The sequence below is a fragment of the Streptomyces sp. 184 genome, from assembly GCF_045781775.1.
GTDB lineage: Bacteria > Actinomycetota > Actinomycetes > Streptomycetales > Streptomycetaceae > Streptomyces.
This window is the reverse complement of record NZ_CP123230.1, coordinates 1,573,711-1,598,643: the sequence shown is the minus strand read 5'-3', so window position 1 is coordinate 1,598,643 and position 24,933 is coordinate 1,573,711. Positions and strand designations below refer to the sequence as shown.

Genomic DNA, 24,933 nt, shown 5'->3' with positions numbered 1-24,933 from the left:
GACCGGCCGGCCGCACCTCCCGCACCGCGGCTGCGGCCCCGCACGTCCGGGCGCCACCTGCGCTCGCGGACGGCAGCGCGGTGGCGCCCCTCCGCCCGCCGCGGCGCTACCGCACGTCCAGGACCAGCTTGCCGCGCGTACGTCCCGACTCGCTGCGCCGGAACGCCTCCGCCGCCTCCGCCAGCGGCAGCGCCGCGTCCACGTGCACCGTCAGCTTCCCCGCCGCCGCGAGCGCCGCCAGGTGCGCCAGCCCTTCGGCGTCCGGGCGTACCCACACGACGTGGCCGCCCAGCTTCTTCACGTCGCCGTCCGCGACCGACGCCGACCGGGTCGCGTCCTTCAGCACCTCGCGCGAGACGTGCACCGCCCCGCCGCCGGCGAAGTCCAGCGCCGCGTCCACCCCGTCCGGCGCGATCTCGCGCACCCGGTCGGCCAGGCCGTCGCCGTAGGTCAGGGGCTCGGCGCCCAGCGAGCGCAGGAACTCGTGGTTCCGCTCGCTCGCGGTGGCGATCACGCGCGCGCCGCGGACGACCGCGAGCTGCACGCCGAGCGAGCCGACCCCGCCCGCGCCGCCGTGGATGAGCACCGTCTCGCCGTCCCCGAGGCCCACCCGGTCCATCGAGCGCAGCGCGGTGAGCCCGGCCAGCGGCAGCGCCGCGGCCTGCTGCCAGCTCAGCGCGGCGGGCTTGTGGGTGAGGGTCCGTACGGGCGCGGCGACGTACTCCGCGTAGGTGCCCTGTCCGACCTCGTCCCGGCGCACGTACCCCAGCACCTCGTCGCCGACGGCGAACTCCGGGGTGTCCGCGCCCAGCTCCTCCACCACACCGGCCGCGTCCCAGCCGGGGATGAGCGGGAAGCGGACGTACATCATGGGGTCGAGCCAGCCCTTCGCGACCTTCCAGTCCACGGGGTTGACCCCCGCCGCCTGCACGCGCACCAGCACCTGGTCGGGGCCGACCTTGGGCTTCGGCACCTCGTCGAGGCGCAGGTTCTCCGGTCCGCCGTATTCGTTCGTGACGATCGCCTTCATGATCCCCTTCCAAGGTCGGGTCCGAGGGGATTATTCCTCCGGCGGGGCCCGTAGAGTCGGTGACATGGCTGGAGAGGACGGGAGCGTACGGGTCGATAGCTGGATCTGGTCCGTACGGCTCACCAAGACCCGCTCCGCGGCGGCCGGCGCCTGCAAGGCGGGGCACGTCCGCGTCAACGGCGACCGGGTGAAGCCGGCCCAGGCGCTGCGGGTCGGCGACGAGGTGCGGGTGCGGCTGGCCGGGCGGGAGCGCATCGTGATCGTCAGGCGGCTGCTGCGCAAACGGGTGGGTGCGCCGGTGGCCGTCGAGTGCTACGCGGACCACAGCCCGCCCCCGCCGCCGCGGGAGATGGCCGCCCCGGTCGCCCGCCGCGACCGCGGCACCGGCCGGCCGACGAAGCGGGACCGGCGGGAGATGGAGCGGCTGCGCGGCAGGGCGGAGGACCGGGGCGGCGAGGGCTGACCGGGCCGTCAGGCCGAGGGCGTCAGACCGGAGCCGTCAGGCCGGGGCCGTCAGACTGGGGCCGTCAGGCCGGGGGCGTCAGAGCTGCACGAACGCCTGCACCGGCAGGTGGTCGCTGGGGAACTGGCCGCCGCGCTCGTAGGTGTTGATCTCCGCGTACCGCGTCCGCACGCCGGGCGTGACGAGGATCCAGTCGATGCGGTCGCCGTCCGGCACCAGCGGCCGGTAGCCGTGGAACGTGGCGTACGCCGCGCTGCGCCGCTCCGCCGTGTCCCAGGTGTCCACCAGGCCGCCGCCCACGAGCATCGCGTCGTAGACGGGGTTGCGGTGGGCGGGGACGTTGAAGTCGCCGGTGACGACCCGCGGCAGCGTGGCGTCGAACTCCGCGAAGCGGCTGGTGATCAGGTCGGCGGAGCGCTCGCGCGCCTGCTGGTTGACGTGGTCGAGGTGGGTGTTGACGTGGTAGAACTCGCGGCCCGTGGCCAGGTCCCGGAAGCGCACCCAGGTGACCATGCGCAGCACGGCGTTGCCCCAGGTGTTGGAGCCGATCAGGTACGGCTCGTCGGAGAGCCAGTAGTGGTCGAACGCGACCGGGGCCAGCCGGCGGATGTCGTAGAACACCGCCATGAACTCGTCCTTGCTGCCGCCCTGCCGGCCGGTGCCGATCCAGGCGTGGTGGCGGCCGAGGTCGCCGGCGATGTCGAGCAGTTGCGCGTACAGCCCTTCCTGGGTGCCGACGAGGTGCGGCTCCTCGGCGCGCAGCAGCGCCCGCATCACGGGGCGGCGCTCGGGCCAGGAGTTGGGCGGGGTGGCGGAGGCGTAGCGGAGGTTGAAGCTCATGACGTGCAGTTCGTCCTCGTGGCCGCCTGCCCGCGCGGGGCCGTCGGCCCGCGCCTCGGACAGTCCGACGACGGTCGGGGCGAGGGCGGCGACGGCCGCGGTGCCGAGGGCGCGGCGGCGGCTGAGGGGGAACTCGGGCATGGGTCACCTCTCCGTTCGGGGGGTGCGACGTGGGGAGAGTCTCAGGTGGGGAGGTGAGAGGGAAGTGACGCGCACACGTCAGCGATACGAAATGAAGATCACCCGGCCGCGGACCGGGCCGGCACCGGGCGGACACCGGGCGGCCACCGGCCCCGTAGCCCTGTGAGCCAGGTCACGTGCGGTTTCTGTCAGCAATCGGGGCGCCGTCCCGCTCAGGTCACAAGAGCAGGCGAACGACAGGAGCCGCACATGAAGCACCGCATCGTCGTCCTCGGCGCCGGCTACGCCGGCGCCTTCACGGCCGGGAACCTGGCCCGCCGGCTGGCCCCGGCGGACACCGAGATCACCGTGGTCAACGCCGAGCCGGACTTCGTCCAGCGGCTGCAACTGCACCGGCTCGCGGCCGGCCAGCGGATCCGGGCCCCGAGGCTCGCCGACGTCTTCGCGGGCACCGGGATCCGGCTGCGCCTGGGCCGTGTCACCGCCGTCGACCCCGAGCACCGGGTCGTCACCGTCGCCGACGCCGAGGGCGGCGGCGAGCTGCGCTACGACACGCTGGTCTACGCGCTCGGCAGCCACGTCGCCGACCACGGCGTGCCCGGCGTCGCCGAGCACACCTTCAACGTCGCCGCCCGGCCCGCGGCGCTGCGTCTGCGCGAGCGGCTGGACCTCCTGGGCGAGCGGGCCGAGCGGGCCGAGCGGGGCGGCGGCGGGAACGTACTGGTCGTCGGCGACGGGCTGACCGGCATCGAGACCGCCACCGAGATCGCCGAGTCCCGGCCCGGCCTGTCGGTGGCGCTCGTCGCCCGCGGCGAGCTGGGCGCCCGGCTCGCCGCCGGAGCCCGCGGTCACCTGCGCCGGGCCTGCGACCGGCTGGGCATCACCGTCCTGGAGCACACCACAGTCGAAGCGGTCGAACCGACGCGGGTGCTGTGCGCCGACGGCACCGCCCTCACGTCCGACGCGACCGTGTGGACGGCCGGGTTCGCGGTCGGTCCCCTCGCCGCGGCGGCCGGTCTTGAGGTCACCGGCAACGGTCAGATCGTGGTCGACCGCCTGATGCGCTCGGTCTCGCACCCGGACGTTTACGCCGTCGGTGACAGTGTCCGCGCCATCGGCGACAACGACCTGCCGCTGCCGATGTCCTGCGGCTCGGCCGGCTACACGAGCAAGCAGGTGATCGAGGCGGTCGTGGGCCGCCTGACCGGCCGCAGGATCGCGCACACCAAACTCGTCTACAGGTACAACAGCATCAGCCTCGGGCGGCGCGACGGGATCTGGCAGAAGGTCGACGACGCGGGGCAGGTGAAGCCGGGGTACGCGGGCGGCGGGACGGCCGCGCGGATCAAGTCGGGCATCGTCAGGGGGTCGCTGTGGGGCACCCTCCACCCGACCTTCGGCGCGCCGAGGCGCAGGCACCGGGCCGCGGCGCCGGACCCGCTCATCGACAACACGAGCCCCTTCTCGCCGGACGGGTCCGACGAGCAGACGGTCCCGTCTGCCTAGGGTGGTGCGCGTGGACTCGACCGCCACCGACCGCTTCGACACCGGGCGATTCGAGGCCGGCCGGAACCGGCTGGCCTCGCTGGCCTACCGGCTGCTGGGCTCCGCCGCCGACGCCGAGGACGTCGTGCAGGACGCCTTCCTCCACTGGCAGGCCGCCGACCGGCGGCGGATCGAGGTGCCGGAAGCCTGGCTGACGAAGGTCGTCACCAACCTGTGCCTGGACCGGCTCCGCTCGGCACGGGTGCGCCGCGAACGCACCGTCGGCGCCTGGCTGCCGGAACCGCTCCTGGACGGCGATCCGATGCTCGGCCCGGCCGACACCTTCGAGCAGCGCGAGTCGGTCTCCCTGGCCGTACTGACCCTCATGGAACGCCTGTCGCCCACCGAGCGCGCCGTCTACGTCCTGCGCGAGGCGTTCTCCTACGGCCACGCGGAGATCGCCCGGATCCTCGACATCACCGAGTCCGCGAGCCAGCAGCACCTCCACCGGGCCCGCCGCCGCGTCACCGCCGCGCGCCGCGGCGGCGCCGAGGTCGACCCCGCGTCCGCGCGCAGGATCGTCGCGGAGTTCCTCACCGCCGCCACCTCGGGCCGTACGGAACGGCTGGTGGCGCTGCTCACCGACGACGCGACCGCGGTCTCCGACGGCGCCGGCCTGACCGAGACCCTGCTGCGGTACGACACCCCGCAGCGCATCGCCGCCATCGCCCGGACCGGCTTCCGGCCCACACCCGCGAAACGGCGGCTCGCCGGCGGCTCGCCCGCCGTCCACTACGCGCTCCTCAACGGCGCCCCCGCGATCCTCTTCGTGGTCGGCGACGACGTCACCGGCGCCGTGACGTTCGACCTCGCCGGCGGCAGGATCGCCACGGTGCGCGGCATCGCCGCCCCCGCCCGCCTCGGCCGGCTCTCCGAAGCCTGGCGGCGGTACGACCCGGGGCACCCGCCGCTCCTCACGAGTTGGTGACCCGGGCCGGCCGCCGCGTGCCCCCGCGACCCGGGTCCGCCGCGTGCCCCCGCGACCCGGGCCGGCCGCGCGCACCGTCCGGGAACAGCCGCCGCGGCCCGGAGGTTCACCCCCCATGACCGACGTGCTGCGCTACACCGCCTTCGCCACCGACCCCGCCGGCGGCAACCGGGCCGGGGTCGTCCTCGACGCCACGGGCCTGTCCGACGAGCGGATGGCCGCCGTCGCGGCCCAGGTGGGCTACTCCGAGACCGCCTTCCTCACCCCCGGCCCCGCGGACGAGGCCGGCGCCGGCCGGTCGTTCACGGCGCGCTACTTCAGCCCCGCCGCGGAGGTCCCCTTCTGCGGCCACGCCACCGTCGCGACCGCCGTCGCGCTCGCCGAGAAGCTGGGCACCGGCGTCTTCGCGCTGCACACGCGGCCCGGCCGGGTGCCGGTGGCGGTCACCGAGGCGGACGGCGTGCTGAAGGCGACGCTCAGCAGCGTCGAGCCGCACGTCCGGCCGGCCGCGGACGCCGACGTCGCCGAGGCGCTGGCCGCGCTGCGCTGGTCCGCCGCCGAGCTGGACCCGGCGCTCCCGCCGCGGATCGCCTTCGCCGGCGCGCACCACCTCGTCCTCGCCGCCGCCACCCGCGCCCGACTGGCCGACCTCGACTACGACTTCGACCGGCTGCGCGCCCTGATGGAGAAGCTGGACCTCACCACCGTCCAGCTCGTCCACCGCGAGTCCGCCGACGTCTTCCACGTCCGCGACCCCTTCCCGGTCGGCGGCGTCGTGGAGGACGCGGCCACCGGCGCGGCGGCGGCTGCCTTCGGCGCGTACGCCCGCGAACTCGGCCTCGCCGCCGAGGCCGCCCTGCTCACCCTCCACCAGGGCCACGACATGGGCAGTCCCTCGCTGCTGGAGGTCGAGCTGCGCGCGGGCGACCCCCGGGTGCACGTCACGGGCGCGGCGGTCCGCCTCTGAAGCACCCCCACCCCATGTGACCCGCGTCACATCCAAACTTTCTTCGGCTCCGGTGTCGAAATCCGTCCCGCCCGCTCGACGCACGGGTGAGAGGCGCCCGAAGGGGGCGCCGGACGGTCGCTTCCGACAAGGAGCACACCCCATGGCTACGCACATCGCGACACGGGCCGGGCGGCGGGAGTGGATCGGGCTCGCGGTGCTCGCGCTGCCCGTCCTGCTGATCTCCATCGACGTCTTCGTCCTGCTGCTCGCCCTGCCGCACCTCAGCGCCGACCTCGGCGCGAACAGCTCCGAGCAGCTCTGGATCATGGACATCTACGGGTTCATGCTCTCCGGCTTCCTCGTCACGATGGGCACCCTCGGCGACCGTATCGGCCGCCGCCGCCTGCTGCTCACCGGCGCGGCGGCGTTCAGCGTCGCCTCCGTGGTCGCGGCGTACTCCACCAGCCCGGAGATGCTGATCGCCTCCCGCGCGCTGCTCGGCATCGCCGGTGCGACGCTGGCGCCGTCGACCCTGGCGCTGATCACCAACATGTTCCGGGACCCCCGGCAGCGGTCGGTGGCCATCGGCATCTGGTTCATGTGCTTCATGGGCGGCGCGGCGATCGGTCCGCTGGTCGGCGGGGCGATGCTGGAGCACTTCTGGTGGGGCTCGGCGTTCCTGCTCGGGGTGCCCGCGATGGTGCTGCTGCTGATCCTGGGCCCGATCGTGCTGCCCGAGTACCGCGACACCAAGGCGGGCCGGCTGGACCTGGCGAGCGTGGCGCTGTCGCTGGCGGCGGTCCTGCCGCTGGTGTACGCGCTGAAGGAGCTGGCGAAGGACGGCTGGGCGCCGGTGTCGCTGGCCGCGCTCGCGGCGGGCGGGGCGTTCGGGACCGTCTTCGTCCGGCGCCAGCAGCGGCTGGAGCACCCGCTGATGGACCTGCGCCTCTTCCGCAACCGGGCCTTCTGCACCGCGCTCGGCGGGATGTTCGCCGGCACGTTCCTGATGGGCGCGCTGATGCTGTTCATCACCCAGTACCTCCAGATGGTGCAGGGGCTGACCCCGCTCAAGGCGGGCCTGTGGATGCTGCCCGCGGTGGCGGCCTCCGGCGTCAGCTTCGGCTTCGCCCCCGTCGCGGCCCGCTACGTCCGCCCGGCCCGGCTGATCGGCGGCGGGCTCTGCATCTCGGTCGTCGGCCTGCTGCTGCTCGTGCTCGCCGACGTCTCCGGCGGACTGCCGTACGTCGTCACCGGGTTCGCGCTGATCAACCTGGGGGCGGGGCCGCTCGTGACGCTCGGCACCGACCTGGTCGTCAGCTCCGCGCCGCCGGAGAAGGCGGGCTCGGCGGCGGCGATGAACGAGACCAGCGGCGAGTTCGGCTACGCGCTGGGCATCGCGACCCTCGGCAGCATCGGCACGATCGTCTACCGCGGGCAGATGGAGGACTCGGTCCCGGCCGGCACCCCGGGCCCGGCGGCGGACGCCGCCCGGGAGGGCATCACCGGCGCGGCCACCGCGGCGGCGGACCTGCCGGCGCGTACGGCGGAGGCGCTGCTGGCGCCGGCGCGGGAGGCGTACGTGAACGGGATGCACGTGGCGGCGATCATCGCAGCGGTGCTGCTCGCGGGGGTGGCGGTCCTGGCCGTACGCCTCCTGAACCACGTCCCGCCCACGGGCACGGCCCCGCAGGAGCCGGCGGACGAGGACGCCGCGGCACACACGGCCGGCGGTGAGACCGGTGCCGAGACCGGGGCCGCGGCCGGACCCGGCGCCGGCGAGGACGAGTCGCTCGCCCCCGAGCCGGTACGCGGCTGACCCAGGCCCGGCGTACGTAACCTGTCGAACCACCCCCGGGGTGGGCGGTGCTCCCGCCCGCCCCGGACCGCTGTCCGCGCCCGGTCCGCCGCCCGCACCTCAGCCGCCGCCCGACAGCCGTGCCGCCTCGCGCAGCGCCATCCGGGCCGCGACCGTGCCGCCGTTCAGCGTCTCCCAGAACGGGTGGATCGATATCTCGATGGACAGCTCGCGGAACCGCTTCCGCAGCACCGTCTCCTGCCGGTCCAGCTCCGGCGTCCACCCGCTGTGGGCCCGGTGCTCGACGCCCGCGCTGTCCGTGTACGGGCGCAGCGGAAACTCCTCCAACCGCTGCGCGACGGCGAACCACTCCCGCTTCGCCCGCAGCAACTCCTCCGGAAACTCGTAGTCGCTCACAACTCGCTATCATACGTGTGTTCGATTTCGAGAAGCGAGCACTCACGCGCGACACGCCTGCATAGGATCGCCGCCATGGCACTGCGACCCGTGCAGGTGAACATCAAGGCCCTCGACCACCCCGCGGTCGGCCGGTTCTGGGCAAAAGCGCTCGGCTGGCACGCCCACGCGGCCGGCGCGACCACCTACGTCGGCCCCGCCGGCGACCTCGTCTGGCCGGACCCGGTCCTCCTCGGCATCGACGTCGTCCCCGTCCCGGAGCCCAAGACGACGGCGAAGAACCGCGTGCACCTCGACCTCGCCACCGCCTCCGCGGCCCACCGGGCGGAGCTGGTCGCCCGCCTCCTGGCGCTCGGGGCGACGCCCGCCGACGTGGGCCAGGGCACGGTGCCGTGGACGGTCCTCGCCGACCCCGAGGGCAACGAGTTCTGCGTGCTGGAGCCCCGGGAGGTCTACCGCGACACCGGACCGGTCGCCGCCGTGGTCGTCGACTGCGCGGACCCCCGGGCCATGGCACGGTTCTGGGACGCGGCGACGGACTGGACACTGCACGAGGCGACCGACGACCAGGCGGTCCTGCGCTCGGCCGCGGGCACCGGCCCGTACCTCGAATTCCTCCGCACCCCCGACCCGAAGACCGCCCCGGACCGCGTCCACCTCGACCTGCTGCCCTACCCCGGCGACGACAAGGAGGCGGAGGTCGCGCGGCTGCGCACCCTCGGCGCCGCCGACCTCGACCTCGGCCAGGGCGACGTCTCCTGGACCTGCCTGACCGACCCGGAGGAGCACGAGTTCTGCGTCCTCGCGCCCCGCCCGGAGGAGGGTGCGTAAGGCGGGGCGTAAGGGGCTTGCACTTGGCGCACTGCCCCTTACCGCGGCCTACGTCCCCGCGCCCTACGGCACCAGCACCAGCCGGCCCCGTACCCCGCCCTCCGCCAGGCGGGCGTGGGCCTTCTCCGCCTCGGCCAGGTCGTAGGTCCCGGCGACCCGGAGTGTCAGGACGCCGTCGTCGACGAGCCGGGCCAGCTCCGCCAGCCGGGCGCCGTCGGCGCGGACGTCGAGCGCGGCGGTGCGGATGCCGCGGACCGGGGGCGGGGCGGTGTGCGGGATGACCGCGGCGAACGCGCCGCCGTCGCGGGTCCAGCGCAGGGCCGTCTCGCCGCCGAGCACCGCCGCGTCGAGCACGGCGTCGTAGCCGGCGTCGGCCGGGGCCGTGGTGAACGCCGCGCCGAGGGAGCGGACCAGTTCCTCGTCGGACTCCCGGGCCAGCCCCGTCACCGTGGCGCCGCGGTGGCCGGCGAGCTGGATCGCGTACGCTCCCAGCGCCCCCGCCGCGCCCGTGACCAGCAGCGAGGCGCCCGGCGCGAGGTCCAGCAGGCCCAGCGCCTGGTCGGCGGCGAGGGCGTTGAGCGGCAGCGTCGCGGCGTGTACGGCGTCGACTGTCGTCGGCGCCGGGGCGACCGCCGCGCCGTCCACGACGACGTACTCGGCGTGGGTGCCCAGCGGCTTCGCCACCCCGTGGACCAGCGCCACGACCGCGTCGCCGACGCCGAAGGCCGCGTCCGCGCCCGCCGCGTCCACGGTCCCCGCGACGTCCCAGCCGAGCCCCGTGTACGCCCCGTCCGCCGCGGCCCCGAAGACGCCGCCGCGCGTCCCGCCGTCCACGGGGTTGAGCGCCGCCGCGGCCACCTTGATCCGCACCTGCCCCGCGCCCGGCTCGGGCACGTCCACCTCGGCGATCGTCACGGCCTCGGGGCCGCCGAACTCCGTCACCACTACAACACGCATGGCCGGTCTCTCCCTGAATCGGTATCGGTTCTGCTGCTGCAACCCTAGGAAGAGCTAGTATCCAGCAGTAAGTAGTTACCTGAGAGTGCCTATGCCACCCGGAGGAGAGCCATGCCGACCACGACGGCGGCCCAGCGGCGCGAGCAGGCCCGCTTCGCGTACGACGCGTTCATGCGGGACTGCCCCACGAACCAGCTCCTCGGCCGCCTCAGCGACAAGTGGGTCAGCCTCGTCGTCGCCGCCCTGACCGGCGGCCCGCGGCGCTACAGCGACCTGCGCCGGAAGATCGCCGGCGTCTCCCCGAAGATGCTCACCCAGACCCTGCGCACCCTGGAGCGCGACGGCATCCTCACCCGCGCCGTCACGCCCTCCGTCCCCGTACGCGTCGACTACGAACTGACGCCCCTCGGCCGCAGCCTCGCCGGGCTCCTCACCGCCGTGAAGGACTGGGCGGAGGAGCACATCGAGGAGGTGCACGCGGCCCGCGAACGCTACGAGGCGGCGGACGCCGAGGCGGGCTGAGGCGCCGGGGGACTACGCGTACGCCTCGGGGTCGCGCACGCACTCCCCCACCGCCGCCAGGAAGTCCGCCACCGGCGGGCTCGTCCGCTCCCGCGGCCAGGCCACCGCGATGCGCAGCGGCTCGATGTCGCGCACCGGCCGCCAGACCAGCTCCGGGTGCGTGTAGTACGTGGTCATGGAGTCGGCCGCGAGGCACACCGCCCGGCCCGCCGCCACGTGCTCCAGCATCTCCTCGACGTTGTCGTTCTCCGGCCCCCACACCGGCTCCGAGCCGTCCGGCCGCGGGTTGACCGCCCACCAGTCGACCCACGCCTTCGGCGCCCTGCGCGTCCACATCAGGTGTTCGTCGGCGAGGTCGGCGATGCCCACGTCCCGCTGCTCGGCCAGCGCGTGCGCGCGCGGGAGCGCGACCCAGCGGCGCTCGGTGGCGACGGTGCGCGCGTGCAGCCCGGTCAGGTCGGCGGGCAGCCACACGAACGCCACGTCGGCCAGGCCCCGGCGCAAACCCGCGGCCTCGCCGCCCCAGTCGAACCGCTTCAGCTCCAGCACCGCCTCGGGCCGCCGCGCGGCGAAGGCCGCCCGCGCGCGCAGGCCCAGCGGTCCCGCGCCGGTGGCGACGAAGCCGAGCCGCAGCACGTTGCGGGCCGCCGCGGCGGCCGTACGTACCTCGCGTACGGCCCGCGCCCAGTCGCCGGTGATCCGGCGCGCCGCGGGCACCAGCGCCTCGCCGGCGGGGGTCAACCGCACCTCGCGCCCGGTGCGTTCGAACAGCTCGGCGCCCAGGTCCTCCTCCAGCCGGCGGATCTGCCGGCTCAGCGAGGGCTGGGTGACGTACAGCTCGCGCGCGGCGGCCGTGAAGCTCAACTGCCCGGCCACGGCGAGGAAGTAGCGCAGCACGCGCGTGTCCACGTCCGTCGCCGGGCCCTCGGTCACCGGCTGCTCGTCCATGCCCGAAGCGTATGGGTGCAGGCATTGGACCCGCCCCGAACTCCGGTGTTTCGGTGGTCCCGACCGGAACACCTGCCGGTACGGGCGGGGCCCCGCGGCCCGCCCCTACCGCGGAGAGGAGCCCACCCATGACCGCACCCGACGGCGGTACCGCCCGGCCCGAGCCGCACCGCCCCACCTCCGACCGCCCCACCTCGGACCGGCCGGACGCCGACCGGCGCGACGCCGACCGGCCCGCGTCCAGACGCGCCCTGCTCCGGACCGGCGCCGCCGGCCTGACCGCCGGGATCGCCGCCGGAGCCGTGGGGGCCGGGACCGCGCGGGCCGCGCCCCCGGCCGCCGGGCGCGGACAGGGCGCCGGGGACGGCGAGTTCGACGGCAAGGTGGTGCTCGTCACCGGTGCCACCTCCGGCATGGGCGAGGCCGCCGCCCGCGCGCTGGCCGGCCGCGGCGCCAAGGTCTTCTTCTGCGGGCGCCGGGCCCGGCTCGGCCGCGAGATCGAGGCGGACATCCGCCGCGCGGGCGGGGAGGCCACGTACATGCGCACCGACGTGCGCCACGAGGACCAGGTACGGGACTTCGTGCGCGGCTGCGTGCGGCGGTACGGGCGCATCGACGTCGCGTACAACAACGCGGGCATCGAGTCGCCGCGCGCGGCGCGGCTGCACGAGCAGACGCTCGCGGACATGGAGGACGTGTGGCGCACCAACGCCGCCGGGACGTTCCTGTGCATGAAGTACGAGATCCCGCAGATGCTGGACCAGGGCGGCGGGGTCGTCGTGAACACCGCGTCGATCTCCGCGGAGGTCGGCTTCGCGACCATCTCGCCGTACAACGCCAGCAAGCACGCGGTGGCGTCGCTGACCAAGGTGGCGGCGCTGGAGTACGCGCCGGAGGGCGTGCGCGTGACGGCGTTCGCGCCGGGGGCGGTGGACACCCCGATGCTGCGGCGGGCGGCGGAGGCGTTCGACCTGACGTACGAGGAGATCGCGCAGGACTACCCGATCCGGCGCATCGTCCGGGCCGAGGAGATGGCCGCGGTGATGATGTGGCTGGGCTCCTCGGCCGCGGCGCCGGTCGTGGGCACGGACGTGGACGTCTCGGGCGGCTGGCTGACGGCCTGAGAGGGCTGGGGCGGCGGCGGGGGCGGGAACGGTTGGGCGGGCCGCGGCGTTGAGGTAGGCAGCCGAGTCGCGGGAGGCGCGGGGATGAACATCGTTGCGGAGTTGTTCGCGCCCAGCCACGCGCACGCGCGGCGGGACCGGGAGCGGATGGAGCTGGTCGTGGACGACGTCGGCTCGGGCGATCCGCACCGCGGGCCGATAGACCTCACGTCGGGCAAGGTCGTCATCGCGCTCGGGGAGCGGGCGGGCCCGGCGGAGGAGCCGGAGGACGCGGTCCCCGCGCACGCGATACGCACCGAAGCCGAACCGGCCGACGCCGTCCCCGCCGACGCCGTCCCCGCCGACCCGATACGGACCGACGCCGAACCGGCCGACGCGATACCGGCCGGCACCGGACCGGCCGACGCCGTCCCGCGGCAGGCCACCGCCGCACCGACCCCCACCCCCGCCGATGCCCCGCGCCCGTAGCTGACCGAGAATCGCAGGCATGACGAAGGTTCTCGTGGTGCAGAACGGCCGTGACGGCGGCGCCCGCCGCTTCGGCGAGTGGCTGGAGCAGGACGGCATCGCCCTCGACGTCGTCCACGCCTACGCGGGCGCGCCCCTGCCCCGCCGCCTCGACCACGCCGCGATCCTGCCGCTCGGCGGCGGCCCCATGCCCGACGACGACGTGGCGATGCCGTGGCTGGCAGCCGTGCGCGAGCTGGTCGCCGAGGCGCTGGAGCGGGAGGTCCCGGTCTTCGGCATCTGCCAGGGCGGCCAGCTCCTCGCCCACGTCGCCGGCGGGCGGGTCACCGCCTCGCACGGCGCACCGGAGCTGGGCAGCACGCCGATCACGCTGCGCCCGGAGGCGGCGGCCGACCCGCTCTTCGCCGGGCTGCCCGAGCGCGTGACGGCCGTCCAGCGGCACGTGGACGCCATCACGGAGCTGCCGCCCGGCGCGGTGTGGCTGGCGGAGAGCGAGCGCTGCCCGCACCAGGCGTTCCGCTACGGCGCCCGGGCGTGGGGTGTGCAGTTCCACCCGGAGGCCGGCGCCGACCGCGTACACGCCTGGAGCAACGAGTCCGTCCGCGCCCGCGGCTTCGACCCGGACCGGCTGCGAACCGAGGCGGACCGCGACGAGCCGGAGTCGGCGAGGACCTGGCAGCAGGTGGCCCACCGCTTCGCCCGGGCGGTCAAGGCGGACGCCTAGGGAACTCCTTCCGGGCGGCCTTCCCCACGGGATGCCCGAACGGCGCCGCGGGCCGACAGTATGGTCGGGACGGCGAGCCGCCCGGCGCGTACAGGACGTGCCGGGCACGGCGGAAGGACGGCGCAGCGTGATCGTGTTTTTCCGGGGACGGGCGGTGCGTATAGCCCTGTGGGGTGCGGTCGGCTGCGGAATCGGCTTCGCCCTGTACGGGTTACGCCAGATCGACAGCGGATACGCGTTCGCGATAGGCGGGAGCCTCCTGGGGATGGCGGTCGCCTTCTTTGTGGACTTCTACCGGCGGACGGCGAGGCTCACCGAAGTGCGCATCACCGTCCCCCAGCTCAGCGAGCTGACCTTCGTGGTCAACAATGACTCCCAGCAGGTCGCGTGGCAGCTTTTCGTGGAATCGGTTACCAGGACCTCTTCCCAACCGCTGCGCGACGACGAAGGACTGCTCAGGGAGGCGCTCACCTCGCTGAACGGGCTGTTCGCCACCACCCGTGAGATCCTCAGGTCCAGCCGCCCCTCGACGAACGCCGGCGGTTTCACGGTCGAGACCCTGGCGGTGACTCTTCTCAACAGGGAGCTGCGTCCCTTTCTCTCCAAATGGCATCCCATTCTGAGCGAGTTCGAGAGTGCGGAGCCGAACCGCCCCGAATCCTCCTGGGAACGCGCGGAGGAGTGCCGCGGCGAGCTGCGCCGGGTCCAGCGGAACACCAGGGAGTACGTCCTGGCCTTCGCCAGGCTGGCCGGAGTCCAGGACGCTCACCTCATGCTGCATTCGGACGAGGAAGGCCGCTAGCCCCGCGCCGTCATACCCAGTTCCCCGAGCAGTTCGTCCAGTTCGAGGCCGATGGCCCGGCTCCTGGCCGTGTCCTGCGGCAGTTGTCGTGCAAGCGCGCGGAGGATCTCCGCCTCCCCCTCCGAGACAACGTCCCGGTAGCCCCGGCTGCGGTAGAACGACCGCAGGGTGCGCAGGTCCCACCAGCGCAGCCGGTCTTCGCGAGGGGTGAACATCTCCAGTCGCCGGTAGATGGCCGCGCGCACCCGCGACCAGTCGCCGCCGCCGTCCACGTACGCATGCAAGTCGGCCTGGACGTCCCCGAAATAGACGAGTTGCACCGAGCGGTTCAGCAGAGCCTCGTCAGGTTGTTCCAGCCTGGCCAGGTAGGCGGACTCGATGGTGGAATCCCCCTGAACGATGGCGCCCAGCGCGGCAGAACGACGGTTCAGGGCGTTCGTCTCGTCCCGGTACGCCTGTCGCAGAATCTCGGGGCACTCGTTCAGCGGTAGCCGGCCGACGTAGTAGAGGATCTGCTCCCGGATGCGTACCGAACGCTCACTCGTGTCCGCTTCGGCGTGCGGCTCCAGCAGTTCCCGGTAGCGCGCGGTCAGGTTTCGGAGAAGGCGATCGGCCGCCGGTACGGCCAGGTCGTTCATGCCGCTGCGTACGAACCTGTTGACGTCGTCGGCGACGGTGAGGCGCAGACCCTTGTCGATCGTGGTGCCACCGTTCCGGAAGGACTCCAGGATGTCCTGGGCGAGGAGGAACTCACCGATCGTCTCGTGCCGGAAGCTGAGCACGCGGGGCCGGCCGTCGAAGTCCTCGCGGAAGGTCAGGAGATCGGCGAACGCGCTGTCCCGGATCAGTTCCTCCCCGGTCCGGGGCGAGGCACCGTCCGGCTCCTGCAAGTCTGCGGGAGAAGCGCCGTGGGAACCACGGTTCTCGTACAGCCACCTGGCGAGCCGCACATGTGCGCTGCGGATCGCGGAGAAGCCGAGCGAGGTGGTTCTGCGCTGTTTCTCCTTCTTGAGCCACTCTTCGTAGAAGAGGCGGTAGAGGATGAAGGGCTCGCGCAGGGCGGTGGCGTCGACTGCCGCGCCCACCGCCAGCAGGTACAGCAGCAGGGTGAGGCGCATGGGGTTGCGCATCATCCGGTCCGCCCCGGGAATGGCGTCCAGCACCTCGCCGAGGGCTCTGGCCACCTGCGGATCCCCCATCCGCTCGGCGTACCTGGCCGCGAAGGAAACGACGTCCGATACGCTCCACGCCTTCATCTCGACGACCTCGTGCAGTTCGAGGTCGTCGGTGCCCGGTTGGGAGAAGTTCCGTTCGAAGAAGTCCTCGCGCGAGGCCACCACGATCGTCGTAGCGGTCCGGCTCAGCCGGGTCAGCACCCCGGCGATGTCCGCGAAGAGGGCGGACCCCGCCTCGTCCAGGCCGTCCACGAGAACCGCGAACCCGTCCCCGCCCGCCTCACGGGAACGGCGTTTGAGGACTTCTTCACGCTCACCGAGATCCCGGGCGTGCACCAGTGTGCGCTGCGCCGGCAGCCGGCTGCCGCCGTTCAGCAGCATGCTCCGCAGCGCGGTCGACTTTCCGGAGCCGGGCTCTCCGAGAATCGCGTACGTACGCCGGGCACCGGCGCGCTCGGCGGCCAGCCAGGCGGACAGCCGGGCTTCCGGGCCCGGGTGCCGGCGCAGGACGACGGGTGGGTCTACGAACATTTCGGGCCAGAGGAAGTCGAAGCTGGGGCCGCTGGGGCCCAGCCATGGAAGTAAGGCAGCATTGAGAACAGACTCTCTCTCGTGCAGGTCGGCCGCCACCCGGAGTTGCCGAACGGCGCCGGACCGAAGAGCGTCCACCGTCTGGCGCAGTCCGGCCTGGAACGTGTCGGGGTCGCGGAAATCCACATACTTGAGACGAGCGAGGGCGGGCGGCAGCGTGACCTCCTTGACCAGCAGGGGGATGAGCCGCTGGGCCACCGCGCCGGGATCGGACCACAGGGAGATCTCGTGCTCCAGCCGCGTCCACTCCGAGGCAAGCCACTCCGGAGTGACGACGGCGAGCATGCAGCGGCTGTCGTTCAGACCTTCGCTGAGGAACCTCGGGATGGACTGCCCCGCCGTGATCGTGTGCGGGGCGTAGAAGAGGCTGACGGCTCGATCGCCCATGCGAAAGCGCCGCAGCCGCCGATAGAGCGTTTCCGCCCAGGCGCTGTCCGCATCGCTGTAACTGATGAAGGCGTCGTACACCGGCCCGCACCCGCTAGTCGGTACCGGCGAGAGTGGCGCTTCTCTGGTAGCCCAGCTCCCAGTAGGGACGATCCCCCAGATACTCCCCCAGCCGTCGCCTCACGACATCCGCCACCGCCTGCGCCGGTTCGATCCCCAATGCGTCGTATTTGGCTGCATCACGCCGGTACTCGGAGATATCACCACGGTTCTCCTTGGCGTAGTACATGGCCGCCGTGATGATCTGCAACTCCTCTGCCGCTTCGACCAGACGCGCTTCGAGCGTCTGCAACTCGTGCATTTCCTGGAGGAGCGGGAGCACACTTTCCGCCACCCCGTGCAGGATGTCACGGGAGGCTGCGGTCTCAGCGGTGCGTTTGAATTCCTTCACATAAGGGCTGGAACGCCGCGGCAGGTCCGACAGCCGGGCCTCGCCGACCTCGTGGAACAACGCCATCGCGAGCACTTTCCCCATGTCCACGGGTTCATCGATCTCCTGGGCAAGGATGTAGGCGATGATCGCCGTCTCGAAGCAGTGGTCGGACACCGATTCAGGATCCGACACACCGGCCAGGACCCAGCCGATCCGGGGAAGTCTGGTCAGCGAATGCATTTCCGCCATGCAGTCGAGCACTCGATCGGTATTCATTACGCACGCTCCTTACGATGATCCCGTTCATGGAATTCCATATCGGGGGCTTTCCGTCTCGGCCAGTGCGTGCGCCACCACCGGGTGGCGGCGCACGGATTCGTCTGTCGACAGCAGTGCGGTGTGTAATTGACGGGCGAGCCGCGCCAGCGCCGGCCGAACGATCTCACCGATCGGCCGACCGGGGTCCGCGTCCTTTCGCAACTCCCGGATCGCGGCGATCGTCGCCCGTGCGTACTGAAGGCGAAACTCCTCCACCGCCGCCTTCAACTCGCGGCCGGCCTCGGACGTGCCGAAGACCCCGGCCTTGCCGAATCTGGTCAGACTCTTCGCCGGGTAATAGACCGGATGGACGCGCTCCGCCCACCGGGTGATATGCCGGGACAGCTCCGTCACCCGGCTGTCCGCGAATCTGTAGGGATAGGAGAGGGTGTCCACGTCCAGCTCACCGGTGATCAATGTGGTCGAGCTTTCCCGCTGGTACCTCAGCAGCATCCGCAGATAGGTGGAAGCCTCCTGGAGGCGCAGCTCGTTGCTCAGCCCGGAGGACACCTGCGCCATGCCGGTCTCCGACATGAACTCCAGGCTCTGGGCCACCTCCTCGATCGTGCACATCGGATCCATCAGGATCACTCCGACTTCCACCTGGATCCCGAGTTCCTGCAAGCGCCGCATGGCCAGGAGCGATTCCTCACGGGTGTGGCCCTTCGCGTAGCGCCTCAACTGGCCGGGCGAGCACGACTCGACGCCGAGGAACACCCGGGTGAGCCCGGCCCCGGCGAGGACTTCGAGCAGCTTGCGGCGCCGCAGGTCCGTCTCGGGGTCGTCTCTGCGGCTGTACACGGAATGAACCGTGCAGCTCGCCCCGAATTCCATGCGAGCGGGTAATCGGCACGTCAGCGCGCGGACGAAGTCCTCGGTCTCCTCAAGGGAGGTCCCAAGGAAATCCTCGTCGGCGAGGGTCACCTCGGAGATACCGAGAGCCGCTAACGTCGCGAGGTCGCGGGCCACCAGCTCCGGGCTGCGCCGGCGATACTCGTGGGACCTTCCCGAGATGTCGGTGAGGCCGCGCAGGCAGAAAGTACACGCCGCCCACGAGCAGCCCCGGCTCGTCTCCACGAATATCTGGCCGCCGACCCGGTGGATGTCGGGGAGATGGTCGCGGTACGGCAGGCCGTGGTCATCGAGGGACACCAGGCGGCGCGGATTGCGCACCTCCTGGCCGGTGGCCCGGTCCAGATACAGGAGATTGGGTACGGAAACCGGGCTCTCCCCGTGCACCCACGCTTCGATCAGCGACGGTACCGCGACTTCCGCCTCGCCCAGTACGACGAAAGCCGTACGCTCCACGTCCTTGAGGATGCGGCTTCCCAGGTAGGTGGGAAGCGAGCCTCCGAAGACCACCAGAGTGTCTTCTTCCGGGAGGGCTTCCCGCAGTTCCGCGAAGTGGTCGGCGAGCAGCCGGTAGGTGCCGTAGGGCACGCCCACCGCCAGCACCCTGACCTCCTTCTCACGAATCATGCGGGCCGCGGGGGCCAGGCTCTCGCTCCCCTGCGCGACCATGTCCAGGACATGGAGGTCGACCCGGATTTCCGAGGAGTCCTCACCGGCGGGCCCGAATCTCTTCCGTAAAGCCCCGGCAACCGCGGAGAGACCGTGGCTCTCGCCAATGGCGGGATACTTTTGCGAAAATAAGTTGAGCAAGAGCACTGACACAGGTGCGAGTCCGCTCATGATCACTCTCCCCTACCAGGCATCAAAATGTTAGCACCCGGCGCAACGCTGTGTGTAGCTTGATACACCGCGCGATACGGCCGCCGGCGCCCGCCTGACCAGGAGAAATCGAATGCAACTCGGCTTCATTTCAGGCGCGGGGGACGGACTCGGGCAACTTCGTGCCAAGCCGGCTCATGTCCGGAAGCATGTGGCGCCATTGGCGGTATGACCCGGCCGTTCCCAGGGAGTCGGAGGTGGCGCCCACCGAAAGGGGCACCCGGCGCGGCACGGCCTCCTTCCCTCGCCCGGCATACCCGGCAAAACGGCCACCGCTTGCTACGTTGCCCGAATGACCACCGCCACCGACCCGGCCGAGGCGCTCCGCCCGCCGGGCCGTGCCCGGCGGCTGGCCACGCCGCCGCCTCCGGTGCCCCGCCCCCGCCGTCGCGGCGCCGAACTCGCGCTCCTGGTCTGCGCCGTCGCCGTCATCGCCTACGGGTACGCCGCCGTCGGCTACGCCACCTCCGGCGCCCTGCCCGCCGACCTGGCCACCCACGTCGGCGGCCTCGCCGCGCTCGCCCTGGTTGCCCACGTCGTGGTCCGCCTCCGCGCGCCCTGCGCGGACCCCGTGCTGCTGCCCGTGGCGCTGCTGCTCAACGGCCTCGGCCTGGTCCTCATCCACCGCCTCGACCAGGGCACCCCCGGCGACCGCGCCGCGCCCGCCCAACTGCTCTGGTCCACCGTGGGCGTCGCCCTCTTCGCCGGCGTCCTCGTCTTCCTGCGCGACCACCGCGACCTGCGCCCGCGCGCCGGGAACTACGCCTTCACCGCCCTGTGCCTGATGGCCGCGCCGATCCTGTTCCCCGCCGTCAACGGCGCCCGGATCTGGATCCGGATCGGCGGTCTGTCGCTCCAGCCCAGCGAGTTCGCCAAGGTGCTGCTCGCGATCTTCTTCGCCGCGTACCTGGCCGCCAACCGGCATGCGCTGACCTTCACCAGCGGCCCGCGGATCCGCCGGCTGCTGCTGCCGCCGCGGCGCGTGCTCGGGCCGATCGTCGCGGTCTGGGGCATCAGCCTGGTGCTGCTGATCCTGGAGCGGGACATCGGCGCCTCGCTGCTGTTCTTCAGCCTGTTCGTGGCGATGCTGTACGTGGCCACGGGGCGGTTCGGCTGGCTGGCGGTCGGGCTGCTGCTGGCCGCGGCGGGGGCGGCGGCGGTCGGGGCGCTGGAGCCGCACGTGCACACGCGGGTGGAGGACTGGCTCTCGCCGTTCCGCGCCATCGAGGAGGGCCACGGGCCGGGGCAGTTGGCGCAGTCGCTGTTCGCGTTCGCGGCGGGCGGGGCGCTGGGGGCAGGGCTGGGGCAGGGGCACTCGCTGCTGATCGGCTTCGCCGGCAAGTCGGACTTCATCCTGGCCACCGCGGGCGAGGAGCTGGGGATCGCGGGGCTGACCGCGCTCTTCCTGCTCTACGCGATCTTCGTGGCCCGCGGCTACCGCACGGCGATCTCGATCGGCGAGCCGTTCGGCGCGCTGCTGGCCGCCGGCCTGGCGGCGATCATCACGCTTCAGGTGGTGGTGATCGCGGGCGGGGTGCTGGGGCTGATCCCGCTGACCGGGATGGTGACGCCGTTCCTGGCGCAGGGCGGATCTTCGGTGGTGACGAACTGGGTGATCGTCGCGCTGCTCGTACGGCTGAGCGACGAAGCCCGTACGCCGAAGGAGGAGCCGCGCCCGGCCACGGCCACCGCCCCGGCACCGTCCGAGCCGCAACCCGAGCCCGGAACCCGCCCCGACAGCGCACCCGCACCCGCCGCCGCCCCCGTGGCGAACGACGCGGCGCGGGCTGCGGCGCCGCCCCCGGCCGCGGACGGCGCCCCGTGATCCGCAACACCCGCGTCGCCGCCGCGTGCAGCCTGCTGCTCTTCCTCGCCCTCCTCCTCGGCGCCGCCCGCGTCCAGGTGCTCAACGCCCCCGAGTACGACGCCAACCCCGCCAACCGCCGCCACGCCCTGGAGCGCTACGCCCAGCCCCGCGGCGACATCTTCGCCGCCGGCCGCCGCCTCACCGGCTCCGCCGACACCCGCCAGGGCCTGCGCTACGAGCGCTCCTACACCGACGGCCGCCTCTACGCCCCCGTCACCGGCTTCGCCTCCCAGCTCTACGGCGCCACCCTGCTGGAGGACACCGAGGACGGCGTCCTCGCCGGCACCGACGGCCGGCTCGCCCCCCTGCCGCTCTGGGGCGACCTCACCCGCAGCCGCCAGCCCGGCGGCCAGGTGCACACCACCGTCGTACCGGCCGTCCAGAAGGCCGCGTTCCGCGCGCTGCGCGGGCGCAAGGGTGCCGTCGTCGCCCTCGAACCCGCCACCGGCCGCGTCCTGGCCCTCGTCAGCAGCCCCGGCTACGACCCCGCGCTGCTCTCCGGCAACTCCCCCGCCACCGCGCTCGCCTGGGACCGCCTCACCGCCGACCCCGCCCAGCCGCTGCTCAACCGCGCGATCCGGCAGACGTACCCGCCGGGCTCCACGTTCAAGGTGATCACGGCGGTGGCGGCGCTGGAGTCCGGCATCGTCACCGACATCGACGCGCCGACCCGCACCCCGAGCCCGTACCGCCTCATCGGCAGCACCACCCTGCTGCGCAACGAATCGAGCGGCTGCGCCGACGCGCCCCTGCGGGAGGCGTTCGCGGAGTCCTGCAACACCGTGTTCGCGAAGCTCGGCGCGACGGTCGGCACGCAGCAGATCGTGGAGACCGCGGAGGCGTTCGGCTTCAACGACGGCGGTCTGTCGCTCCCCTCCCCCGTGCTGCCGAGCCACGTCAACACGGGGATGGACCCGGCGCAGGTCGCGCTGTCGGCCATCGGGCAGTACGACACCCGGGCGACGCCGCTCCAGATGGCGCGGGTCGCGGCGACGGTCGCCAACGGCGGCCGGTCGATGCGCCCGTACCTGGTGGACCGGCTGGCGGACGCCGACGGCGACACGGTGGCGCGGACGCGGCCGACGTACGACGAGTCGCCGATGAACCCGGGGACGGCGGCGCTGCTGCGGCAGATGATGATCGACGCGGTCAGCGACGGCACCGGCGGTCCGGCGGCGATCGACGGGGTGACGGTCGGCGGCAAGACGGGCACGGCGCAGCACGGGGTGGACAACTCGAAGAGCCCGTACGCCTGGTTCATCTCCTGGGCGCAGCGGCCGGGCACGGGGGTGCCGGAGGTGGCGGTGGCGGTCGTCGTGGAGGACGCGGAGGCGGACCGCGCGGACATCAGCGGCGGCGGCAGCGCGGCGCCGGTCGCGCGCGGGGTGATGCGGGCGGCGCTGCGCTGAAGCGGGGCCGGGGACCGCTCCCCGGGTGCGCTTCTACGATGGCCGGCGTGAGGGACATCCTGGTCGGCATCGTCATCGGCCTCATCTTCCTGCTCGTCGGCGGGGCCGTGTTCTGGCTGCTGGCCTCCAGCAGCGAAGCCGACCGGGAGGAGTGCGAGGAGCAGGCCGAGCGCTCCAACGGCAGGATCACCTGCATCGTCACCGTCGAGTGACGCCTTTCCGGCGACGCCTTTCTGCCGACGGACCCGTCCCCAGCACCCGCCGACTGCCTCCTTTCTGCCGTCAGTTGCTCACGTTACCCGCGCGTCAAGTAAACGCGTCCGGGGCATTGACGAGCTTGCTGACAAGCTGTCTCATAAGAGGTGACCGCCGGTAACTCTCCCAGGAGACGCGATGACCACGACGACGGGGCACCTCGCGCTGACGGACGCGCTCGGCCCGCTCAAGGACCGCGAGAAGGTCGCGGAACGGCTCCTCGCGGCGTCGGAGAAGCACTCCTTCGACCCGGACAAGGAACTGGACTGGGACGCCCCCCTCGAAGAGGGCAAGTGGTTCTGGCCGCCCGAGCTGGTCTCCCTCTACGACACCCCCATGTGGCGGCGGATGTCCGAGGAGCAGCGGATGGAGCTGGCCCGGCTGGAGGCGGCGTCGCTGGCCTCGCTGGGCATCTGGTTCGAGATCATCCTCATGCAGTTGCTCGTCCGGCACATCTACGACAAGCCGGTCACCAGCAACCACGTGCGCTACGCGCTCACCGAGATAGCCGACGAGTGCCGGCACTCGATGATGTTCGCCCGGATGATCACCAAGGGCGGCGCGGAGCCGTACCCGGTCGCCCGCTTCCACCACAACCTGGCGCGCATCCTCAAGACCGTCTCCACCACCCCCGGTTCCTTCACCGCCACGCTGCTCGGCGAGGAGATCCTCGACTGGATGCAGCGGCTGGTCTTCCCCGACGAGCGGGTCCAGACGCTGGTGCGCGGCGTGACCCGGATCCACGTCGTGGAGGAGGCGCGGCACGTCCGGTACGCGCGCGAGGAGCTGCGCCGGCAGATGCTCACCGCGCCGCGCTGGGAGCGGAACTTCACCCGGCTCACCTCCGGTGAGGCCGCGCGGGTGTTCTCCGTCTCCTTCGTCAACCCGCAGGTGTACACGGACGCGGGCCTGGACCGGGCGGAGGCGGTGGCACAGGTGAAGGCCAGCCCGCACCGGCGCGAGGTGATGCAGCAGGGGGCGAAGCGGCTGACGGACTTCCTCGACGACATCGGGGTGCTCCAGGGCGTCGGGCGCAGGCTGTGGCGAAGCTCCGGCCTGCTGGCCTGAGCGGGCGGGCGGAGCCGGTCCGGGCGGGCGCGGCCGAGCAGGTCGTACGGGGCCGGGGCGGCCCGGGGCCGCCGATGTCGCCCCGGGCGGCTACGCTGCCGGACATGAGCACCGCGTCCGACCGGGGACCCCGGCCCGCCGCGCCCCGGCCGGCGGTCGCGTACCGCAGGATGAGCGTCTCGCAGCGCCGCAGCCAGTTGCTCGCCGCCGCGCTCGGCCTCTTCGCGCACCGCGCCCCGGAGGACGTCTCGCTCGACGACGTCGCCGCCGCCGCGGAGGTCTCCCGTCCGCTGGTCTACCGCTACTTTCCCGGCGGCAAGCAGCAGCTCTACGAGGCCGCCCTGCGCAGCGCCGCCGACGAGCTGGAGCTGTGCTTCCGCCAGCCCCAGCAGGGCCCGCTCACCGAGCGCCTGACCCGCGCCCTGGACAGCTACCTCGGCTTCGTGGACGAGCACGACGCCGGCTTCAAGGCGCTGCTCCAGGGCGGCAGCGTCGTCCAGACCAGCCGCACCACCGCCATCGTGGACGAGGTCCGCCGCTCCGCCGCCGAGCAGATCCTGCTGCACCTCGCGGTGCCCGAACCCGGCCACCGGCTGCTGACGATGATCCGCACGTGGATCACGGCCGTCGAGGGCGCGTCGCTGATCTGGCTGGACGAGGGCAAGCAGCCGCCGCTGCCCGAGCTGCGCGGCTGGCTCGTGGACCACTTCGTCGCGCTGCTGGTCGCCACGGCCGCGGGCGACGAGGAGTGCGGCAGGGTGCTGCGGCGGGCGCTGGAGCTGGAGACGGCGGACGGCCCCGCGGGCGACCTCGTACGCCGGGTGGCGCCGTTCCTGTCCGGCGCCGGCCACCTGCTCGGCGAGGGCTGAGGCCGTGCGCACGGAGAACACCGCGTTCGTGGGCGGCCCGCTGGCCGGCCGTACGCTCGACGTGCACGTCGGCGCGACGGGCCGGCCGCCGAAGGTGTACGAGGTGCCGGTGCCCGACCCGGACGGCGGCCCGCCGACGGTGCACGTCTACCGGCTGGAGCCGGCGAACCTCAGCCCGCGGCTGAAGCTGCCGCGGGGATGGGTGTACACGTACGACCCGGAAGGGGTGCCCGAGCGGCGCAAGTGGCCGTGGTCGCGCCGACGAGACGTCAATCCTCACGGGTGATGGTATTACTCGGTTTCGCCCAGCGCTGACGGGAATGCGGTGTGCGCGGGTGCAGCCTTG

Annotated in this window: 25 protein-coding genes; 17 read left to right on the top strand and 8 right to left on the bottom strand. The window is 72.9% G+C overall.

Annotated elements, in window-relative coordinates; translation table 11 throughout:
* Positions 1-106 precede the first annotated feature (106 nt).
* On the bottom strand, positions 107-1,030 hold the full coding sequence (locus QBL21_RS07010) for an NADP-dependent oxidoreductase (RefSeq protein WP_407561120.1): 924 nt from the start codon (positions 1,028-1,030) through the stop codon (positions 107-109).
* 64 nt (positions 1,031-1,094) lie between these two features.
* Between QBL21_RS07010 and QBL21_RS07005 the strand changes: the two genes are divergently transcribed.
* Positions 1,095-1,493, top strand: coding sequence for an RNA-binding S4 domain-containing protein (locus QBL21_RS07005; RefSeq protein ID WP_407561119.1), 399 nt, complete (start codon positions 1,095-1,097; stop codon positions 1,491-1,493).
* 78 nt (positions 1,494-1,571) lie between these two features.
* Here the strand turns inward: QBL21_RS07005 and QBL21_RS07000 are convergent, their stop codons facing one another.
* On the bottom strand, positions 1,572-2,474 hold the full coding sequence (locus QBL21_RS07000; RefSeq protein ID WP_407561118.1) for an endonuclease/exonuclease/phosphatase family protein: 903 nt from the start codon (positions 2,472-2,474) through the stop codon (positions 1,572-1,574).
* 249 nt (positions 2,475-2,723) lie between these two features.
* Between QBL21_RS07000 and QBL21_RS06995 the strand changes: the two genes are divergently transcribed.
* The 4 genes from QBL21_RS06995 (at position 2,724) to QBL21_RS06980 (ending at position 7,712) form a co-directional block, all read left to right on the top strand.
* A complete protein-coding gene (locus tag QBL21_RS06995) occupies positions 2,724-3,980 on the top strand; it encodes an NAD(P)/FAD-dependent oxidoreductase (RefSeq protein WP_407561117.1) in 1,257 nt (418 codons plus the stop codon).
* A gap of 10 nt (positions 3,981-3,990) precedes the next feature.
* Positions 3,991-4,947: a sigma-70 family RNA polymerase sigma factor gene (locus tag QBL21_RS06990; RefSeq protein ID WP_407561116.1), complete on the top strand. Its 957-nt coding sequence runs from the start codon at positions 3,991-3,993 to the stop codon at positions 4,945-4,947.
* A gap of 115 nt (positions 4,948-5,062) precedes the next feature.
* Positions 5,063-5,914 carry a PhzF family phenazine biosynthesis protein gene (locus tag QBL21_RS06985; RefSeq protein ID WP_407561115.1) on the top strand — a complete coding sequence of 284 codons (852 nt, stop codon included), beginning with the start codon at positions 5,063-5,065 and terminating at the stop codon, positions 5,912-5,914.
* Between the two features lie 142 nt (positions 5,915-6,056).
* Entirely contained in the window at positions 6,057-7,712 is a 1,656-nt protein-coding gene (locus QBL21_RS06980) for an MFS transporter (RefSeq protein ID WP_407561114.1), read from the top strand.
* 99 nt (positions 7,713-7,811) lie between these two features.
* Here QBL21_RS06980 and QBL21_RS06975 read toward each other — a convergent pair whose 3' ends face one another.
* Positions 7,812-8,108: a hypothetical protein gene (locus tag QBL21_RS06975; RefSeq protein WP_407561113.1), complete on the bottom strand. Its 297-nt coding sequence runs from the start codon at positions 8,106-8,108 to the stop codon at positions 7,812-7,814.
* Between the two features lie 75 nt (positions 8,109-8,183).
* On the opposite strand from QBL21_RS06975, the gene QBL21_RS06970 reads away from it, so the two are divergent.
* Positions 8,184-8,939 carry a VOC family protein gene (locus tag QBL21_RS06970; protein ID WP_407561112.1) on the top strand — a complete coding sequence of 252 codons (756 nt, stop codon included), beginning with the start codon at positions 8,184-8,186 and terminating at the stop codon, positions 8,937-8,939.
* A 63-nt stretch (positions 8,940-9,002) separates the two neighbouring features.
* Here the strand turns inward: QBL21_RS06970 and QBL21_RS06965 are convergent, their stop codons facing one another.
* Positions 9,003-9,896, bottom strand: a complete 894-nt coding sequence (locus QBL21_RS06965) for an NADP-dependent oxidoreductase (RefSeq protein WP_407561111.1) — start codon at positions 9,894-9,896, stop codon at positions 9,003-9,005.
* Between the two features lie 111 nt (positions 9,897-10,007).
* Between QBL21_RS06965 and QBL21_RS06960 the strand changes: the two genes are divergently transcribed.
* Positions 10,008-10,418, top strand: a complete 411-nt coding sequence (locus tag QBL21_RS06960; RefSeq protein ID WP_407561110.1) for a winged helix-turn-helix transcriptional regulator — start codon at positions 10,008-10,010, stop codon at positions 10,416-10,418.
* Between the two features lie 12 nt (positions 10,419-10,430).
* Here QBL21_RS06960 and QBL21_RS06955 read toward each other — a convergent pair whose 3' ends face one another.
* Positions 10,431-11,366, bottom strand: coding sequence for a LysR family transcriptional regulator (locus QBL21_RS06955; protein ID WP_407561109.1), 936 nt, complete (start codon positions 11,364-11,366; stop codon positions 10,431-10,433).
* A 128-nt stretch (positions 11,367-11,494) separates the two neighbouring features.
* Here QBL21_RS06955 and QBL21_RS06950 point away from each other — a divergent pair, with 128 nt between their 5' ends.
* From QBL21_RS06950 to QBL21_RS06935, 4 genes are all read left to right on the top strand, one after another.
* Complete coding sequence (locus QBL21_RS06950) at positions 11,495-12,490, top strand: SDR family NAD(P)-dependent oxidoreductase (RefSeq protein ID WP_407561108.1); 996 nt, start codon at positions 11,495-11,497, stop codon at positions 12,488-12,490.
* Between the two features lie 84 nt (positions 12,491-12,574).
* Positions 12,575-12,958, top strand: coding sequence for a DUF6191 domain-containing protein (locus QBL21_RS06945; protein ID WP_407561107.1), 384 nt, complete (start codon positions 12,575-12,577; stop codon positions 12,956-12,958).
* Between the two features lie 19 nt (positions 12,959-12,977).
* On the top strand, positions 12,978-13,682 hold the full coding sequence (locus tag QBL21_RS06940) for a type 1 glutamine amidotransferase (protein ID WP_407561106.1): 705 nt from the start codon (positions 12,978-12,980) through the stop codon (positions 13,680-13,682).
* A 127-nt stretch (positions 13,683-13,809) separates the two neighbouring features.
* A complete protein-coding gene (locus QBL21_RS06935) occupies positions 13,810-14,484 on the top strand; it encodes a hypothetical protein (protein ID WP_407561105.1) in 675 nt (224 codons plus the stop codon).
* On the opposite strand, the gene QBL21_RS06930 is transcribed toward QBL21_RS06935, so the two are convergent.
* Genes QBL21_RS06930 through QBL21_RS06920 form a run of 3 tightly spaced genes read right to left on the bottom strand, consistent with a single transcriptional unit; the run spans position 14,481 to position 19,080 of the window.
* A complete protein-coding gene (locus QBL21_RS06930) occupies positions 14,481-16,718 on the bottom strand; it encodes a toll/interleukin-1 receptor domain-containing protein (RefSeq protein WP_407561104.1) in 2,238 nt (745 codons plus the stop codon). The genes QBL21_RS06935 and QBL21_RS06930 overlap by 4 nt on opposite strands.
* A 13-nt stretch (positions 16,719-16,731) precedes the next feature.
* Positions 16,732-17,346 carry an HD family hydrolase gene (locus QBL21_RS06925; protein WP_407561103.1) on the bottom strand — a complete coding sequence of 205 codons (615 nt, stop codon included), beginning with the start codon at positions 17,344-17,346 and terminating at the stop codon, positions 16,732-16,734.
* 27 nt (positions 17,347-17,373) lie between these two features.
* Positions 17,374-19,080, bottom strand: a complete 1,707-nt coding sequence (locus tag QBL21_RS06920; RefSeq protein ID WP_407561102.1) for a B12-binding domain-containing radical SAM protein — start codon at positions 19,078-19,080, stop codon at positions 17,374-17,376.
* A gap of 331 nt (positions 19,081-19,411) precedes the next feature.
* On the opposite strand from QBL21_RS06920, the gene QBL21_RS06915 reads away from it, so the two are divergent.
* The 6 genes from QBL21_RS06915 (at position 19,412) to QBL21_RS06890 (ending at position 24,873) form a co-directional block, all read left to right on the top strand.
* Positions 19,412-20,944, top strand: a complete 1,533-nt coding sequence (locus QBL21_RS06915) for an FtsW/RodA/SpoVE family cell cycle protein (RefSeq protein WP_407561101.1) — start codon at positions 19,412-19,414, stop codon at positions 20,942-20,944.
* On the top strand, positions 20,941-22,395 hold the full coding sequence (locus QBL21_RS06910; protein ID WP_407561100.1) for a penicillin-binding transpeptidase domain-containing protein: 1,455 nt from the start codon (positions 20,941-20,943) through the stop codon (positions 22,393-22,395). Before QBL21_RS06915 ends, QBL21_RS06910 begins: the two co-directional genes overlap by 4 nt.
* 47 nt (positions 22,396-22,442) lie before the next feature.
* A complete protein-coding gene (locus QBL21_RS06905; protein WP_407566678.1) occupies positions 22,443-22,607 on the top strand; it encodes a hypothetical protein in 165 nt (54 codons plus the stop codon).
* A 181-nt stretch (positions 22,608-22,788) separates the two neighbouring features.
* Positions 22,789-23,718: an AurF N-oxygenase family protein gene (locus QBL21_RS06900; RefSeq protein WP_407561099.1), complete on the top strand. Its 930-nt coding sequence runs from the start codon at positions 22,789-22,791 to the stop codon at positions 23,716-23,718.
* 104 nt (positions 23,719-23,822) lie between these two features.
* Entirely contained in the window at positions 23,823-24,587 is a 765-nt protein-coding gene (locus tag QBL21_RS06895) for a TetR/AcrR family transcriptional regulator (RefSeq protein ID WP_407561098.1), read from the top strand.
* 4 nt (positions 24,588-24,591) lie between these two features.
* Positions 24,592-24,873, top strand: a complete 282-nt coding sequence (locus tag QBL21_RS06890; RefSeq protein WP_407561097.1) for a hypothetical protein — start codon at positions 24,592-24,594, stop codon at positions 24,871-24,873.
* The last annotated feature ends 60 nt before the right edge of the window (positions 24,874-24,933 follow it).

Bases quoted from the DNA above. Each gene is read 5' to 3' on its own strand.
- QBL21_RS07010 (WP_407561120.1), bottom strand. From the start codon at position 1,030: ATGAAGGCGATCGTCACGAACGAATACGGCGGACCGGAGAACCTGCGC.
- QBL21_RS07005 (WP_407561119.1), top strand. From the start codon at position 1,095: ATGGCTGGAGAGGACGGGAGCGTACGGGTCGATAGCTGGATCTGGTCC.
- QBL21_RS07000 (WP_407561118.1), bottom strand. From the start codon at position 2,474: ATGCCCGAGTTCCCCCTCAGCCGCCGCCGCGCCCTCGGCACCGCGGCC.
- QBL21_RS06995 (WP_407561117.1), top strand. From the start codon at position 2,724: ATGAAGCACCGCATCGTCGTCCTCGGCGCCGGCTACGCCGGCGCCTTC.
- QBL21_RS06985 (WP_407561115.1), top strand. From the start codon at position 5,063: ATGACCGACGTGCTGCGCTACACCGCCTTCGCCACCGACCCCGCCGGC.
- QBL21_RS06980 (WP_407561114.1), top strand. From the start codon at position 6,057: ATGGCTACGCACATCGCGACACGGGCCGGGCGGCGGGAGTGGATCGGG.
- QBL21_RS06970 (WP_407561112.1), top strand. From the start codon at position 8,184: ATGGCACTGCGACCCGTGCAGGTGAACATCAAGGCCCTCGACCACCCC.
- QBL21_RS06965 (WP_407561111.1), bottom strand. From the start codon at position 9,896: ATGCGTGTTGTAGTGGTGACGGAGTTCGGCGGCCCCGAGGCCGTGACG.
- QBL21_RS06960 (WP_407561110.1), top strand. From the start codon at position 10,008: ATGCCGACCACGACGGCGGCCCAGCGGCGCGAGCAGGCCCGCTTCGCG.
- QBL21_RS06955 (WP_407561109.1), bottom strand. From the start codon at position 11,366: ATGGACGAGCAGCCGGTGACCGAGGGCCCGGCGACGGACGTGGACACG.
- QBL21_RS06950 (WP_407561108.1), top strand. From the start codon at position 11,495: ATGACCGCACCCGACGGCGGTACCGCCCGGCCCGAGCCGCACCGCCCC.
- QBL21_RS06945 (WP_407561107.1), top strand. From the start codon at position 12,575: ATGAACATCGTTGCGGAGTTGTTCGCGCCCAGCCACGCGCACGCGCGG.
- QBL21_RS06940 (WP_407561106.1), top strand. From the start codon at position 12,978: ATGACGAAGGTTCTCGTGGTGCAGAACGGCCGTGACGGCGGCGCCCGC.
- QBL21_RS06925 (WP_407561103.1), bottom strand. From the start codon at position 17,346: ATGAATACCGATCGAGTGCTCGACTGCATGGCGGAAATGCATTCGCTG.
- QBL21_RS06920 (WP_407561102.1), bottom strand. From the start codon at position 19,080: ATGAGCGGACTCGCACCTGTGTCAGTGCTCTTGCTCAACTTATTTTCG.
- QBL21_RS06915 (WP_407561101.1), top strand. From the start codon at position 19,412: ATGACCACCGCCACCGACCCGGCCGAGGCGCTCCGCCCGCCGGGCCGT.
- QBL21_RS06900 (WP_407561099.1), top strand. From the start codon at position 22,789: ATGACCACGACGACGGGGCACCTCGCGCTGACGGACGCGCTCGGCCCG.
- QBL21_RS06895 (WP_407561098.1), top strand. From the start codon at position 23,823: ATGAGCACCGCGTCCGACCGGGGACCCCGGCCCGCCGCGCCCCGGCCG.